The 15199-nt window shown below is 57.0% G+C and carries 13 protein-coding genes; 7 read left to right on the forward strand and 6 right to left on the reverse strand.

Annotated elements, in window-relative coordinates; all coding sequences use genetic code 11:
- Positions 1–6: 6 nt before the first annotated feature.
- The 3 genes from cobA to M0P56_RS04045 are packed head-to-tail and all read left to right on the forward strand — an operon-like array spanning position 7 to position 1729.
- The gene (gene cobA, locus M0P56_RS04035) at positions 7–792 is read left to right on the forward strand and encodes a uroporphyrinogen-III C-methyltransferase (RefSeq protein ID WP_291508764.1); all 786 of its coding nucleotides are present in this window, start codon (positions 7–9) and stop codon (positions 790–792) included.
- Between the two features lie 9 nt (positions 793–801).
- Positions 802–1158, forward strand: coding sequence for a CbiX/SirB N-terminal domain-containing protein (locus tag M0P56_RS04040; protein WP_291508765.1), 357 nt, complete (start codon positions 802–804; stop codon positions 1156–1158).
- 4 nt (positions 1159–1162) lie between these two features.
- Positions 1163–1729 (forward strand): ANTAR domain-containing response regulator, encoded by a 567-nt coding sequence (locus tag M0P56_RS04045; RefSeq protein WP_291508766.1) that lies wholly within the window; start codon positions 1163–1165, stop codon positions 1727–1729.
- A gap of 52 nt (positions 1730–1781) precedes the next feature.
- On the opposite strand, the gene parC is transcribed toward M0P56_RS04045, so the two are convergent.
- The gene (gene parC, locus M0P56_RS04050) at positions 1782–4187 is read right to left on the reverse strand and encodes a DNA topoisomerase IV subunit A (RefSeq protein ID WP_291508767.1); all 2406 of its coding nucleotides are present in this window, start codon (positions 4185–4187) and stop codon (positions 1782–1784) included.
- 17 nt (positions 4188–4204) lie between these two features.
- The gene (locus M0P56_RS04055) at positions 4205–6175 is read right to left on the reverse strand and encodes a DNA topoisomerase IV subunit B (RefSeq protein ID WP_291508768.1); all 1971 of its coding nucleotides are present in this window, start codon (positions 6173–6175) and stop codon (positions 4205–4207) included.
- 304 nt (positions 6176–6479) lie between these two features.
- Between M0P56_RS04055 and M0P56_RS04060 the strand changes: the two genes are divergently transcribed.
- Positions 6480–7316 (forward strand): winged helix-turn-helix domain-containing protein, encoded by an 837-nt coding sequence (locus tag M0P56_RS04060; protein WP_291508769.1) that lies wholly within the window; start codon positions 6480–6482, stop codon positions 7314–7316.
- A gap of 130 nt (positions 7317–7446) precedes the next feature.
- On the opposite strand, the gene M0P56_RS04065 is transcribed toward M0P56_RS04060, so the two are convergent.
- The 3 genes from M0P56_RS04065 to M0P56_RS04075 all read right to left on the reverse strand — a co-directional run bounded on the left by M0P56_RS04065 (position 7447) and on the right by M0P56_RS04075 (position 11133).
- Entirely contained in the window at positions 7447–7677 is a 231-nt protein-coding gene (locus tag M0P56_RS04065) for a PepSY domain-containing protein (protein WP_291508770.1), read from the reverse strand.
- 200 nt (positions 7678–7877) lie between these two features.
- Complete coding sequence (locus tag M0P56_RS04070; protein ID WP_291508771.1) at positions 7878–10241, reverse strand: TonB-dependent receptor; 2364 nt, start codon at positions 10239–10241, stop codon at positions 7878–7880.
- 199 nt (positions 10242–10440) lie between these two features.
- A complete protein-coding gene (locus tag M0P56_RS04075; protein ID WP_291508772.1) occupies positions 10441–11133 on the reverse strand; it encodes a VIT family protein in 693 nt (230 codons plus the stop codon).
- Between the two features lie 146 nt (positions 11134–11279).
- Between M0P56_RS04075 and M0P56_RS04080 the strand changes: the two genes are divergently transcribed.
- Positions 11280–11882, forward strand: a complete 603-nt coding sequence (locus tag M0P56_RS04080; protein ID WP_291508773.1) for a cytochrome b/b6 domain-containing protein — start codon at positions 11280–11282, stop codon at positions 11880–11882.
- A 9-nt stretch (positions 11883–11891) separates the two neighbouring features.
- Here the strand turns inward: M0P56_RS04080 and M0P56_RS04085 are convergent, their stop codons facing one another.
- The gene (locus tag M0P56_RS04085) at positions 11892–12833 is read right to left on the reverse strand and encodes a hypothetical protein (RefSeq protein ID WP_291508774.1); all 942 of its coding nucleotides are present in this window, start codon (positions 12831–12833) and stop codon (positions 11892–11894) included.
- Positions 12834–12935: 102 nt separating this feature from the next.
- Here M0P56_RS04085 and M0P56_RS04090 point away from each other — a divergent pair, with 102 nt between their 5' ends.
- Together M0P56_RS04090 and M0P56_RS04095 are read left to right on the forward strand one after the other, a co-directional pair.
- Positions 12936–13610, forward strand: a complete 675-nt coding sequence (locus M0P56_RS04090) for a heavy metal response regulator transcription factor (RefSeq protein WP_291508775.1) — start codon at positions 12936–12938, stop codon at positions 13608–13610.
- Complete coding sequence (locus tag M0P56_RS04095) at positions 13588–15024, forward strand: heavy metal sensor histidine kinase (RefSeq protein ID WP_291508776.1); 1437 nt, start codon at positions 13588–13590, stop codon at positions 15022–15024. The genes M0P56_RS04090 and M0P56_RS04095 overlap by 23 nt, the downstream gene beginning before the upstream one ends.
- Positions 15025–15199 lie beyond the last annotated feature (175 nt).

Consider the following 15199-nt stretch of genomic DNA (forward strand, 5'->3'; position numbering starts at 1 on the left):
CTCAGCATGCAAAAGCTATCTTCCCCAAGAGTCTCCATCGTTGGCGCTGGCCCCGGTGATCCCGAACTGCTCACCCTCAAGGCAGCACGCCGCATCGCCGAGGCGGAGATCCTCTTCTACGACGCCCTCGCCAACCCGCAGATCCTCGACATGGCGGCGGACAGTTGCCGCAAAGTCGAAGTTGGCAAGCGTGGCGGCCAGAACTCGACCCCGCAATTGCTCATCCACGAACAACTCATCCGCGCCGCACTGCAGGGTCTGCGGGTAGTACGGTTAAAGGGCGGCGACCCCTTTCTCTTCGGCCGCGGCGGCGAAGAATGCCTAGCCCTGCGCGCCGCCGATATCGACTACGAAATCATTCCCGGTATCACCAGCGGTATGGCGGCAGCAGCCTATGCGGGGGTACCGCTCACCCATCGTCACCGCAGCCAGTCGGTGCTCTTTCTCACCGGTCATGAAGCGCGCGGCGGTAAAGCACCGGACTGGTCGCGCTACGCCCAGGCGGCCGATACTCTGGTAATCTATATGGGCATCGAGCGGGTGGCTGGCATTTGCGCGGCACTCATGGCGGCTGGCCTCGCGGCGGAAACTCCCTGCCTCGCCGTACAATGGGCCACCCTGGAGCAAAAACAGGTACGGGCGCCCCTGGCACAGCTCCGCACAGAAATTGTCCGCGCCAAACTGGGTAGCCCGGCCATTCTGATTATCGGGGCCGTGGTTGATCTCGCCGATCTCTGTGCCTGGCTTCCCAGAACAGAAGAGGCGGCGCGCCACTTACTGCAACAACCTTAAGGAGACACCGTGCCTGAAGTGCAGTTCCTGCTGGCTCACGGTTCACGCAGCCCCCAATGGCGACGCCCCTTCGAGGTGATTGCCGCCCGCCTGCAGGTAGCCCAGCCGCAGCGGCGGATCATACTTTGCTACCTGGAATTGTGGACCCCGTGCCTGGGCGAGGCCATGCGCGAGGCTTTTGCAGCCGGGCTACGCCAGTATCGCATTTCGCCGCTTTTTTGGAGTAGTGGCCGACACTTACAGGAGGATTTACCCACCCTCGTCGCCCAACTCCGGGCTGAATTGCCTGACTGCGAGATCCGCATCGATGGCCCTCTGGGCGAATCAGAAACGATTATTCGCGCCGCGCTACAAGCCTTGCAATGAACCCATGCATCGCGTCATCCTGATAGACAACGACACTGAGCGCGCCGAGATTCTGCGCGAGGCGCTCAGTCTGGAGGGCCATCAGGTTGCCGATATTTTCTCGTGGGCGGAGCTTTCCTGGCAGCGCCTGGAAAAGCTGCAGCCCGACGTCATCATCGCCGAAGCGGGCACCCCGGAACGCGATGTGCTCGAACACATCGTCTTCCTCAGCGAGACGCTGGAATTACCTGTCGTCGTCCTCGGTGCCCCCGAAGATGAAGATACCATGCGCCGTGCTATCCGGGCCGGGGTTGCCGCCTACGTCGCCCATGGCATCTCCGCCCGCGACATCGCCCCCATCCTCAAGGTCGCCGCCCTGCGCTATGCCGAATACCGGCACCTGCGCAAGGAACTCAAAGACACCCAGAACGCCCTTTCCGAGCGCAAGCTGGTGGAAAAAGCCAAAGGCATTCTCATGCGCGACATGCAGATTGACGAAGCCGAGGCCTACCGCCGCCTGCGCCGCCTCGCCATGGACAAGGGGAAAAAGCTGTCGGAAATCGCGGAGATGGTGATTGCCATTTGCCCTTAACCACGTCTTGCACCCTCAGACCAGGCACTTTGATCACCCCGATCAGAGCATATCAACGCGCCGCCCTGCCCCGCCCTCCCCGCCGACCCCGGCAGACGTCCACGCGATTTTTCCGCAATCCGCGCGGCAAGGGCTGCTCCTCCAGATAAACCGATAGGGATTGCAGGGTGGCAGATGCACTCAGAGCGATCAGTTTGACCCCCTTGCCCTTGGGCAAATTTTTGACCTCGGCAAGAGGAAACAGCAGGCCATGTCCGTCTGAAGTCAGACAGAGCGTTTCCGCCTGAAGATCGGTGACCGGCACCAGTGGCATCGGCCGCTCATCCGCGCTCAAGGTCAAAAAGACCTTGCCCGCCCGATTGCGTCCAGTCATGTTTTCCAGGGCAGTCAGGAATCCATAACCACCGGTTCCGGCCACCAGCCACAGGCTGTCGCTGGCGCCGCAGGCTACGGATGCCAGCGCGCCGCCCGCCTGAAAATCCACCTGACTCGACACGGGAATGCCGTCGCCGCGACCGCCGGGTATTTGCGCCACGGCGATAGAATAGGCGCGCCCCGAATTATCCAACAAGGCCAGCGTATCTATAGATCGCACCTCGAAGACTTGCAACAAAGCATCGCCTTCCTTGAACGCCAAAGTCGTCGAATCCAGCCCGTGACCGGAGCGGGTACGCAGCCATCCCTTTTGCGAGACGATCACCGTAACGGGTTCGTCGGTGACGGCAGCGGCAATGGTCTGGATGGATTTGTTGGTAATGGCGGTATCGGCTTCCAGAAGGGTGCGACGGTCATCTCCGAATTTTTTCGCGTCGGCGGTGATTTCTTCAGCAATCAGTGCCCGCAGCCGGGATTCGTCCTGCAGGAGCGCGCTCAGGTACGCGGCCGTTTCCCGTTTTTCGGCCAATTCCTTTTCCAGCTCAATACCGGCCAGTCGCGCCAGTTGCCGCAGGCGAATCTCCAGGATATCTTCTGCCTGAATCTCGCTGAGCTCGAAGTGGACCATGAGGTCGGCCTTGGGGTCGTCGGACTCGCGGATTACCCGGATTACCGCATCGATATCCAGCAGCACCCGTAAACGGCCTTCCAGAATATGGATGCGCGCCAGGGCCTTGTCGAGGCGGAACTGGCTACGCCGCCGTACGGTCGTTACCCGATAGCGCACCCACTGCCGTAATATTCGGGTGAGCGGCATACACGGTGCTTTGCCATCCAGATCCAGCACCGTGAGATTCACCGACTGGTTGGACTCGAGCGAGGTGCGGGCCAGCAGGTAGGTCATCAGACTCTGCGGGTCCTGGTTGCGCGAGCGCGGCTCAATGACGATCCGCACGGCGTGGGCTTTGCCTGACTCGTCGCGCACGGTATCCATCTGGGAAAGCATGGCGTTTTTTGTCGTTTGCTGCTCCGGAGAAAGCGCCTTTTTCTTGCCTTCCCCTTTGGCTTGCGGGTTGGAAAGGGTTTCTATCTCCGAGAGGATTTGTGCGGTGGACACCCCCGGCGGCAGTTGCTGTACCGCGATGCGCCACTCCCCGCGCGCCAGCTTTTCGACTTCCCAGCGGGCACGCACCCGGATGCTGCCGCGCCCCGACAGATAGGCCTCGCGGATTTGCCCCGGCGTCGAAATAATCTGGCCACCGCCAGGGAAGTCGGGGCCGTGAATCTGCTGCAGTATTGCGTCATCGGTCATGTCCGGGCGCAAGACCAACTCCGCACAGACCTGCGCCAGTTCGCGCAAATTGTGGGGCGGAATCTCCGTAGCCATGCCGACCGCGATGCCGGAGGCGCCGTTCATCAGCAGGAAGGGCAACCGGGCGGGCAAGGTGACGGGTTCTTCCAGCGTACCGTCATAGTTGCTGCGGAAATCGACCGTGCCCTCATCCATTTCTGCCAGCAGCAGCTCGGAAATGGGGGTCAGATTGGCTTCGGTGTAGCGCATGGCGGCGGCCGAGTCGCCGTCCAGAGACCCGAAGTTGCCTTGCCCATCCACCACCGGGTAGCGCAAGGTGAAGTGCTGGGCCATACGCACCATGGCGTCATACACCGAAGTGTCGCCGTGGGGGTGCCACTTGCCAATCACCTCGCCCACCACCCGGGCAGACTTGACATGCTGTGGTGAGCGTTGCAGCCCCATATCGCGCATGGCATGGAGAATCCTCCGTTGCACCGGTTTCTGGCCATCGGCCAGCGCCGGAATCGCCCGCCCGGTTACCACACTCATGGCGTAGGCCAGGTAAGCACGTGCGGCATATTCCGCAAGCGGCGGCGCCGGAGGTTCGCCAGAGTCCAGGGCCATACCCCCGGATGGCGGAGGCGGTGATGCTGGCGAGGCCGCGGATAATGCAGCGACATCCCGCACCGCTTCGGGTGCCACCAGCGCAGAAGCGTTACCGATGACCGCCCCGCTTTCCGGGGAGCGCGCATTACCGATGAGATCAAAAAGATCCCGGGTGTTAGCCATGCTTGAAAGTCCTCGCCTTAAATATCAATATCTGCCGTCCAGCCATCCCGCTCCATCCATTCGCGACGCCCGCCCGCCGATTGTTTGGCCATCAGCAGGCTGAAACGGGTATGCAGTGCCGCCTGATCGGCAGCCGTCATGGATAATGGGACAAGGGAACGGGTATCAGGGCACATGGAGGTTTCCCAGAGCTGATCCGGGTTCATCTCGCCCAAGCCTTTGAAACGCTGCACCGAGATCGCACTTTCCTTGACGCCTTCGGTGCGCAGGCGATCTATCGCCGCGTCCCGTTCGGCTTCTGCCTCGCAGTAGATTTTACGGGCCTTGCCGCGCCAGGTGGTATCCACCCGGTATAAAGGCGGCTTGACCACGAACACGTGGCCGCGCTGCAACAGCGCCGGGAAATGCCGCAGAAACAGGGTCAGAATCAGCACCTGAATATGGCTGCCGTCCACATCGGCATCGGACAGTACCATGACTTTGCCGTAGCGCAGCCCGGCCAGCACCCGATCCGGGTCCGCCTGAACGCTGTGTGCCTCAATACCCAGGGCCACCGCCATATTGTGGACTTCCTGGTTTTTGAAGATCTGGTCCGCATCCACTTCCCAGGTGTTGAGCACCTTGCCCCGCAACGGCAGCAAGGCCTGATATTCTTTATCGCGCGCCGCTTTGGCGGAACCGCCGGCAGAGTCCCCTTCGACCAGAAACAACTCATTGCGCTGAATATCCTCACTTTCACAATCCGTCAGTTTGCCGGGAAGTGTCGCCAGGCCCGAGCCCTTCTTACGCTCGATTTTTTGCGCGGCGCGGGTACGAGCCTGGGCATTCTGGATCGCCAACTCTGCGATCGCCTTCCCCGCATCCGGATGACTGTTGAGCCAGAGTTCCAGCGGATCACACACGGTCTGCGCCATCAGCTTATGGGCGTCGCGGCTGGTGAGCTTGTCTTTGGTCTGCCCCTGAAACTGCGGATCGAGCACGCGAGCCGAAAGCACCAGCGCCATCTTACCGGTAACATCATCCTGTACCAGTTTGAGCTTGGCGGGGACGAGGCTGTGGTGCTCCATAAAACTGCGCACCGCCTCAAAAACCCCGGCTCGGAAGCCCGACTCGTGGGTACCACCGTCCAGCGTCGGGATCAGATTGACGTAAGTCTCCGGGTTAGGGGCGGCGCCGTTAATCCAACAGAGCGCCCAGCCCGCACCTTCCCCTTTCGCAAAACCGTTACTGTCCCCGTCCTGATAGGAGACTCCCGCAAAAATCGGCGTGGTCAGCTCGAGATCAGCGACGATTTCCGCGAGGTATTCCGCCAGACCTTCGCTATATTTCCAGACGACGGGTTCGAGCTCCGGGACGGTGAGGCTCACTTGCAGGCCAGGGAGGAGAATGGCCTTGGCGCGCAGGAGATGGGTGAGCTCCCGGATATTGATCTTGGCCGAGTCGAAATACCGCCCGTCCGGCCATACCTGAACCCGCGTGCCATGGGTGCGCGGGCCACAGTCTTCCAGCCGGGCCAACGCTTCGCTCACCTCCCCCTGCGTCAACACCAGGCGATAGCGACCGTTACCCGGCCCCTGAGGGTCGCGGGTTTTGATTTCGACTTCCACCCGTTGGGACAGGGCATTGGTGACAGCCACGCCTACCCCATGCAGACCGCCAGAAAAGCGGTAGGCCGACTCCAAATCCGTCTTATCAAACTTGCCGCCCGCGTGCAGGGTCGTAAAGGCCAGCTCGGCCGCCGGGCGGGACTCGCCGGGCGGGATGCCGACCGGGATGCCGCGGCCATTGTCCTCGACGATCACCGAACCATCGCCACAGACCGTCACGTCGATGCGCGTCGCCTGGCCGGCCAGGGCCTCATCGGCAGCGTTGTCGATCACTTCCTGAATGACGTGGGTGGGGCAAGTCGTCCGGGTATACATGCCCGGACGCAACTTGACCGGTTCGAGTCCCTTGAGGACGGTGAATTGTTCGGCGCTATAGCTCAAATGGTGGTTTCCTTCTGCCTCCCCCTATCATAAAGCTGAAAGGGCCGGATGGGCAGCCCTGTGGCCCCACGCGCCAGCCGTCATACGAATTAATTTTCCCTTAACGAACCGTAACCCCTTCGTATGCTGGCAATCGTCATCTTAGTGTCACAAATTTGTCACAATAGTGTCATGTGCGAGAGTTACCATAATGCGGTAGTCGCGGATAGTCGTGAATCGCCTTGCAGTAATAAAACCTCATGATCCGATGATCAATCATTATGAATATGAATAATTCAACAATAATCAGAATGGAGCCATACTAATGTTTAGCATCCTCCTAGGTGCCGTTTATATACAACACGCCCACACTGCCTTACTGGAAGGCTTGGCATGGCTGAATATGCCTGCCTCTACACAGAATTATCGGGCAGAGCAGAAAATATTGTTAGTCTCGCCAAAGGTGACTGACACCATGGTATATGATATCGAATATGCCTTAGAACGAAATGGCTATCCCGTGCATCGGATTCATTCTACTCATGACATAAATGGATTAGACAAAAGCTTACAAGTAAAAAATGTGATACTCAATGGATGGTTAGATGACTACCGTGACTATCTCCAGAATATACAGGATATCGCTCATAAATCAGTACCTTTTCTGGTCATAGGAGACAGCGCGGAAGCAAACAGCGGATCGATAGCGATCGCTGCGATTGAAGCCGGTGCAGTCGCGTTTATTCCGTGGACCCTCGGGGAAGGGTTGCTAATGGCCCATCTCCGCAGGCTGGATGACGAGATAACTATCCGTCCCACAGAACTGTCAAAATTACCAGGGCATATTCAGTTAGATCCTCTTTCCCGCAGAGTGTCGATATCCGATCAGGAAATTTATCTGCCAAAACAGCTTTTCAGGCTCTTTGAATATATGGTGACGCACCCTGACGAGGCGATATCCTATCAGCAGCTTCTGCAAGTCCTCGCAGAAGGGAAAAGGATATATATCGCACCGAATACGCTCGTGGTGAAAATTTACCGATTGCGGAGGATACTGGAGGATACGGGAGCACATAGATGGTTGGAAACCATCCCCGGTTTCGGTTATCGCTTCTGCCCACCAAGGCACGGTACCCACTTGACTGAACAGTCAACACAGTAAAGGTGTAGCAAGGCCATATAACACCCTCGGTCGCTCCGCGAGCTGAGTGTCATTCGCCAACCCGATCATCTTCAACGAAAAGAATGCGCACAAGATGGTCCCCGTAGTTTTCCGGCGCCTTTGCCCACCCCTAAGCCCCGGTTTTAGCGTCGACGCCTACCTCATGGGTGACTTTGCCATGATTGATATCGAAAGAATAGCGTAAACCGCTCCCACCTTTCTCCTGCTCCAGTTCTTCGTTCGTGAGTTTGCCGGGGTATGCCTTCAAGGCAATAGTCCGCGCCTGTTCGATAGTTACCTTGGCATGGCCCGCCAGATTCTGGCCGGTGAAGGCGAAGGCATTAAGGGATGTCGCAGTCAAAACGACACTCAGCACGCCAATAACGACTTTTTGATGTTCCCATGATATGCACTCTACCACCTCGGAATTAGCGCAGGCTTGGCGCCGGCCAAGTGGAGATTCCTGGATGCACACTCGTCATCCTAAAAAAATATCGGCAGAAAAGCTCCAGACATAACACCCTGGAACCTTTCTGCCGAAAATTACAAGTAACTCTATATCTAGAAGTTTACCGCAATACTTCCATATACCGTCAACGGGGCGCCAGGCAATGCCAGCATCTGCCCAGCCGAGTTTCCACCCAGAAGTCCGCCGGCCGTAATATACTGGAACTCGTTATAACGATTATTCGCAAGGTTGAGGACATCGACACTCAGCTTGACGTCCTTCAAACCCGGAATACTCCCACGCGTGGGGATGGTGCTGTCAAAACCCAGATTCACCGTACCATAGCCCGGCATTTTCTGCTGGCTCGGCGCAGTCGTATTGTTATTGAAGATATTTTGTGCGCCGGTGTACTGATACCAGATCCGCGGCTCCAGTAACACGCCCGAGAGATAGTAGCTGTACGCTGTACCGATATTAAAAGTGCTGCTTGGCACGTTGGATACCGGCAGTCCGTCATAACTAACACCGCCAGTTACGTAATGAGCGAAAGTTGCCTTCTCGAAATTCAGATTGGCGAAAACGTGCAGGTTGTAAATCGGGTCATCTTCCAGTGCCATATTGACGCCCTGATAGATGGAATCACCATTCGCGTCACCCAGATAATTGCCATTGGCATCGTAGAACGGAATATACTGGTTGGTATAGTGCAGATGGTAAAAGCTCGCCAGCAGAAAGAAATTATGCAGGTAAGCGGCATCCTTGAAATGAATCTTTATGCCCGCATTATAATCGGCGCTTTTTTCCAGACTATAAATCGGTGGGGTGCTTTGATACAGACCACCGCCCCCGCCCACCTGCGGCTCCTTGTATGCCTGCGCGTAGCTGGCAAACACTGCCAGCCATTTGATCGGCTGCCAATTGAAATCCACCGAGGGCTCCACCTTGGTGAAGCTGTTGCTGGCGGCCGGGAGCACACCCTGATTATTCTGCGGATACAGGGCATAAGCCGCGGCGAAATCCGATTGCGCGGCAGGCGTGTAACGCGTCTGATAATTGATGAAACGCACACCTGGCGTGATATGCAGGTTTTTCATCGGACTGATCCGATCCTGGATGAACGCGGCAAGATCCGTCTGGTCAAAATAGTCGCTGCGATAATGCGCATTGGGCACAGACGCCGAACCGTAGTACGGCGGGTTGGTATTGTAAAAGGCGTTCCGCGAGTTATACCGGCTGTTCAGGAAGAATCCACCCACGTTCACATCGTTATAGGGCAGGGCCACCGAAAACCACAGCTTGTCGCCGTACACATCGGTATGGGGGTTATTGTATTCATACAGATTACCCGGATTGGACAGTCCGTAGTTGTTATAATGGAAATGCAGACGGTGGCCGTTGCGATACCAGAGCGTGTTATGCAGACCCACCATGCTGTCCAGTGCAAGGTTCAATTTGCTATAGACCAGCCAGGTGGTATTGCCGTCCCGTTTGAACCAGACATTTTCCGGCAGCGAGGAATAATACCCTGACGTCGCCTGGCTATACAGCGGCGAGTTCGGCGTACCATCCATGGTCACACCGGCAATGGGGTTGAGGGGGATGGATACCGGCCGGTAACCAGAACCTTTCGCGAGGTAGGCGCCCATTGAAAAGTCACCGTTGCTGAAGGTCTTGCGGGTTTTCAGGAACCAGGCGTAGTTATAACTGGGGTTGGCGAAACCATCCGAGGTTTGACGGTAGCTGTTGCCGGAACCGGAGCCACCCGCCAGAATGGTGGACCAGCCGTCTATGCTCCCGGTGCGCACGTTGAAGACGATATTTTTGGTATTGTAGCTGCCGTAACTCATCTTGATTGATGCGCCAGCCGTTTTGGTGGGTTGCAAGGGGACAAAATCGATCTGGCCGCCGATGTTGTTATACCAGCGATCCACCGGGTTACCGGGACCATAGGTGACGCCTATACCCTGCAGAATGCCGTTCTGCGGTACCTGCGGACTCTCCCAGAGGCCACTGGAGGGATTCACCATGGGAACGCCGTCAAAGGTGACGGAAAGACTGCCGTTGTCAATCTGGCCACCGGAGAAACCGCCCCAACCCTGCTTGATCCCGTTCACGCTGATAGAAGTCTTGGTGGAGCCGGTGTATCCATAGCTGGAGACGCTGACGCCCGGCGCGTAAGACAAAGCCTGCGCACTGCCGCCTACCGGACCGGCAGCCGCTAATTCATGCTTGTCCAGCACCTTCACCGACTGACCGGAATTAAAACGGTGTTGTTGGGTAAGGGACTGTGCCTCACTGCTCCCAAGGTAAGAACTTCCCTGTGCAGCGGCATTGACCTGACCGACGTCGACGGCAGCATGGTGAGCACTTACCGTGCTGGCAGTAACGCCATCAGCCAGGGCAAGTGCACTCGATAGCATCATCCCGGATGCCATGAGCGCAACGATGATTGGACGTAAATTCGCGGTGTTACGCATGGTTAAAACACTCCCTGTTATGATCGATGCCCCAAAAGAATCTTCGGGCGTTTCAAAGTAGGGAGTACCATAACCACCAAATGTGACGACAATACGACAGATCAATGACTTTTTTATGACATTTTGAGGGGCCGGCCTAAAAAATGGCAATCACTTCTTTACTTAGACACTTGACCGAAGCAAAGCAGCTCTTTAGCGGTCAGACACCCACCTGCCCAAGCAGGTGGCCGATTAGTGCGGTGGCGATCATGGAGAGAGCCCCCCAGAAGACAACGCGGAGAGCCCCCTTCAGCATGGAGGCTCCACCGGCCTTGGCAGCGACCGCACCGAGGATCGCCAGCAGTAGTATGGTGGTGGTAAACAGGACAGGTAGCACCCTGCTGTGGGATGCGAAGGTGGCGATTAATACGGGGAATAACGCGCCACAGACGAAAGCGGCGGCGGAGGCTAAAGCGGCTTCGACAGGCCGGGCGGCCGCCATTTTCGTCAGGCCCAGTTCATCATGGGCATGCGCAGCGAGGGCATCATGTTGCATAAGCTGTGCGGCGACTTGCTGGGCCAGCGCCACATCAAGGCCACGCGCCATATAGATATTGCGGAGTTCGAGGAGCTCTTTTTCGGGATTTTTCTTCAGCTCCCGTCTTTCAATCTCAAGATCGGCCAATTGGGTATCGGCCTGGGAACTCACCGACACATACTCACCGGCCGCCATGGAAAAAGCGCCAGCGACCAACGCGGCAACACCAGCAAGCAAAATTTGCTCATGGCTTGCCTGCCCGGCCGCGACACCGGCAAGCAGGCTTGCTGTCGAAAGCAGGCCATCGTTGGCGCCAAGCACACTGGCCCGTAACCAGCCGATCTTCTCATGATGATGGTATTCCTCGTGATACATGCGATATCTGTTCTCGGCAGAAGGCGGCTATCAAAGTGTACCCGGAGTACAAGGTATTGGTCTATATCACCTAGTCGGCAGGCAATGGTATTATCGGACACGAGTTCGTGCTTACGATTTAACCTACACCCAAAGAGAATCAGCCTATGGAACAGAGTTCAACCCCGCATGTCACCTATTGGAATACAGGCACACGTCTTCTTCATTGGGGCATGGCGCTCACCGTGAGTTTTCAGCTCCTCATCAGCCTGATCATGGAACAGCCCAAGCCGGGTCGGGTACCGACCTCTATTCAGGCCCTTTCCTTTGAACTCCATGAGTGGGTGGGCCTGGCTGCGGTTGGAGTCATCATCGCCCACTGGGTATGGAGCGCACTACTCACCCGTGACGACAGCGGCTTCCGTCACCTGTTTCCCTGGGATTCAAAAGGACGGGCGAAACTCCTGATGGAATTACGCCAGATACTACGGTTTCAATTACCCGAGGGAGGCCCTGAAGGGGGGCTGGCGGGACTCGTCCATGGTCTGGGATTCCTCGCTGTCTCCGCTATGGCGGCCTCCGGTGCCGTACTTTTTTTTATCTACCCCAAAAACGGCGTGGAAACGCCATTCGTCGGTAATGTTGCCGATCTGCATAGCCTCATCGCCAACCTCGTCTGGGTTTACTGGTACGGCCATATCGGCATGGCACTATTGCATGAGGTCCTGGGTCATCGGGTTCTAACGCGTATTTTCCTTCTGCGCCGGTAAACCGCCCCTCTAATTTTCTTTGCGATGTGGGGTGAGATAAACCCAGACCGCCAGGAAAAGGAACGCGATGACGTAGATATTGGTGGTACCCAGGACATCGCCCTTGTTCGCCGTGGCACCCGGCAGAAACGGCGCACCCCAACCTTCCGCCGTCGTCCAGACACCAATGCTGTAGGCAATACCAACGGGGATCACCCAGCGCAGACCTCGGCCGATGATAAGATAAAAAGCGATAATACTTTCTATGATCGCGGCAAAATAGCCAAAGAGCACTGGCCCGACCCAGGTGATAACTGTGATAAAGAAGCTGATATAGGCTGCGATCCAAGCCGGTTCGCCGGGCAGAGCCTGCTGCAGGTAAGTAACGGCATTATTGAGAAAATAGGGCTGCCATTTCCAAAAGGCATCGACGGCCCAGAGTATGCCGAACAAGACACGCGCGGTGTGCATGGCCGGCGCGTAAATAGGACGATGCGGTACTTTACTGAGACTCAATCCCTCCCAGCTCCGGGTCCAGATTACATAGAGGAAGCAGAGCGCATAGATGATGGCGGTACCGGGATCGGTCGCACCCTGGGTGTAGGGACCGCCAAAACCGCCAACGGTACTCCATAGCCAGAGGTTATAAATCACGCCCACCCAAGCCAGCAGTGGCAAGCCGATACCGGTAATGAGGGAGATGGCGAGAATGGCGTCGAGCGCTATAGTCGCATAGGCCACATACTGTGCACCCAGTTGCTGGACCAGTTGCGCCATCCAATGACCATAGCTGGCGATCCAGGCGGGTTGTCCGGACACCCAGTCGGCATTGAGGGTGCTCAGAAAGTGAGCGCTGTAGGCAGGACTAAGTTGCAAGCAGGTATTGATCAGCCAGATTAGGCCGAAAAGGATGCGGACCGCACCGAAAGCTTGTTTACGACGTCGTTCAAAGGGCTGGTGTGTTTTCATCATGCCTCTCATTGTGTCATTAATAACGCGGACATTCTTCAGGAAATCGACAAGAAGGTCAAAGGTCGGGAAATCTTTTGCTCTGGTTATTAAAGAATAAACATCATGAAAATACTGATCATTGAAGATGAGCCAAAAACCGCAGCCTTTTTGAAGAAAGGTTTTACGGAGGAAGGGGATATCGTAGACATTGCCAGTAATGGTACAGACGGACAACACCTGGCGGCGACAGGGGATTTTGACGTCATCGTACTGGACGTCCTGTTGCCGCAGCGGGATGGCTGGTGGGTTTTGCAGGAAATCCGCAAGCGGCGGGCGGATCAACCAGTCATCCTGTTGACAGCGCTGGATGCGGTCTCCCAACGGGTGAAGGGCCTGCAACTCGGCGCCGATGATTATCTGGTCAAGCCCTTTGCCTTTTCTGAACTGTTGGCGCGGGTGCACAACATCTTGCGCCGCTGTAACATGCGCTCCGAGGACGTACTCCATTGCGCGGATCTGGAGATCGATCTGCTACGGCATAAGGTCTGGCGGGGGGGCGAGGCCATCGACCTTGCCCCTCAGGAATATCGACTGTTGAGCTATCTGATGCGCTTTCCCGGCGAAGTGCTGACCCGTACGCGGATCGCCGAGCAGGTCTGGGATATGAATTTTGATGGCGACAGCAATGTGGTGGATGTCGCGATCCGTCGGTTGCGCAGAAAGGTCGACGACCCCTATTCCCGCAAACTGATTCATACCTTGCGAGGGGTCGGTTATGTCCTTGAAACACGCGACTGAGGCTTTCCGCCGCGTTACCGGTTCGATAGCTGTACGTCTGACGTTGTGGTACGCGTTGCTCAGTGTTTTGTTGATCGCCGCCGTTGGCAGTGCATTATATTGGGTACTCGCGGAGCAATTACGGCAGGTCGACAGCCAAATTTTATCAAGCAAGATCAATGCGGTGCATAGCGCACTGAGCCAGCATGCCGGGAATGTTGAAGCGCTACAACACGAAATGCAGTTGGAGGCGAGTACGATTCGCGGCGTATTCATCTGGGTCAACCGCCCCCCTGCCGGCATTATTGCCCGCGGTCGTGACTTCAATCCGCTTCTGGACAGTCCACGACCATTCACGAAATCACCCAACGCGCTGGAAAAAACGGAGTGGCGATGGAAAATACGCGATCACGATCATTATCTGGTCATGGCACAACGTTTTGCAGGGCATCCGCCCACAACAATTTATGTCGCCGTCAGCACCACGCAGGAAGCGCAATTTTTGGCACTTTATCGGCAGGTGCTGCTGCTGGCGACTACCCTCGTCCTGCTAGCGGCAGTGGCGGCGGGATATCTGATTGCCCGGCGGGCTATGCGACCGGTCGCACGGTTGGCGGAGATCGTCGATGAGCTGGGTGCCGCGCAATTGCATCGGCGCGTTGCGGACGAACATTGGCCGGGCGAGCTGCGTACTCTGGCGGCCAACTTTGACCGCCTACTGGGTCGGCTGGAGACGTCCTTCAATCGCATTTCGCGATTCTCCGCCGATATCGCCCATGAACTGCGCACGCCCCTGCATATCCTGCGCGGCGAGGCGGAAATCGCCCTTTCCAGAAACCGCAGTTTGGCGGACTATCAGGCGTGTATCGAGTCCGCTATGGATGAATACGGACGGCTTTCGGGCATGGTGGACGCCCTCCTCTTTCTCGCTCGCGCGGAGCAGCCAGATGCCCAGCTCGACACACCGTTGCTGGACAGCCGGGAAGAAGTAGCGGCAGTCTGCGCCTTTTATCAGGCAATGGCCGACGAGTTGGGGGTTGCGCTGGTCAACAGGGCCAGTGGGTCAGTGGCGGCGAATCCCGGACTGTTGCGGCGCGCGCTGGGCAATCTGCTCGGCAACGCGCTGCGCCATACCCCTGCGGGCGGGCAGGTCAGTATCCGCACCGCCATTCAGCCATCGCTACTGCAGATCATCGTCAGCGATAGCGGTTCCGGGATGGCGGCGGAGGATCTGCCGCATGTGTTTGACCGCTTTTATTGCGCGGATGTGGCGCGGATGCGTCAGGGTCAGGGCACCGGACTGGGGCTCGCCATCGTGCGGTCCATTATGCAGTTGCACCGCGGCGAGGTCGCACTGCAGAGTGAATTGGGGATGGGTACCATCGTCACTTTATCTTTCCCAATTATCGCGACAGAAACTCTGGCATCGCACTAAAGATGACGAATTCGACAGGTTGCGGTCATCTTCTGGTTTCCTGCTTTTGCAATGATGCGCCAATGGCCGCCGCAGTTATGGCGGTATTTATCCTGTGCGGAGATAAAATTGTAATGGCCGGTTATCGGACCCCCCCAGAAAAGCGCCAAAATAATTTCGCGTTTTTAAGCGTAAA

The sequence above is a fragment of the Acidithiobacillus sp. genome (assembly GCF_023229925.1).
GTDB lineage: Bacteria > Pseudomonadota > Gammaproteobacteria > Acidithiobacillales > Acidithiobacillaceae > Acidithiobacillus.

Excerpts from the sequence above, each read along its gene's own strand:
- cobA (WP_291508764.1), top strand. The coding sequence starts at position 7 with ATGCAAAAGCTATCTTCCCCAAGAGTCTCCATCGTTGGCGCTGGCCCC.
- M0P56_RS04045 (WP_291508766.1), top strand. The coding sequence starts at position 1,163 with ATGCATCGCGTCATCCTGATAGACAACGACACTGAGCGCGCCGAGATT.
- parC (WP_291508767.1), bottom strand. The coding sequence starts at position 4,187 with ATGGCTAACACCCGGGATCTTTTTGATCTCATCGGTAATGCGCGCTCC.
- M0P56_RS04060 (WP_291508769.1), top strand. The coding sequence starts at position 6,480 with ATGTTTAGCATCCTCCTAGGTGCCGTTTATATACAACACGCCCACACT.
- M0P56_RS04070 (WP_291508771.1), bottom strand. The coding sequence starts at position 10,241 with ATGCGTAACACCGCGAATTTACGTCCAATCATCGTTGCGCTCATGGCA.
- M0P56_RS04075 (WP_291508772.1), bottom strand. The coding sequence starts at position 11,133 with ATGTATCACGAGGAATACCATCATCATGAGAAGATCGGCTGGTTACGG.
- M0P56_RS04080 (WP_291508773.1), top strand. The coding sequence starts at position 11,280 with ATGGAACAGAGTTCAACCCCGCATGTCACCTATTGGAATACAGGCACA.
- M0P56_RS04085 (WP_291508774.1), bottom strand. The coding sequence starts at position 12,833 with ATGATGAAAACACACCAGCCCTTTGAACGACGTCGTAAACAAGCTTTC.
- M0P56_RS04090 (WP_291508775.1), top strand. The coding sequence starts at position 12,936 with ATGAAAATACTGATCATTGAAGATGAGCCAAAAACCGCAGCCTTTTTG.
- M0P56_RS04095 (WP_291508776.1), top strand. The coding sequence starts at position 13,588 with ATGTCCTTGAAACACGCGACTGAGGCTTTCCGCCGCGTTACCGGTTCG.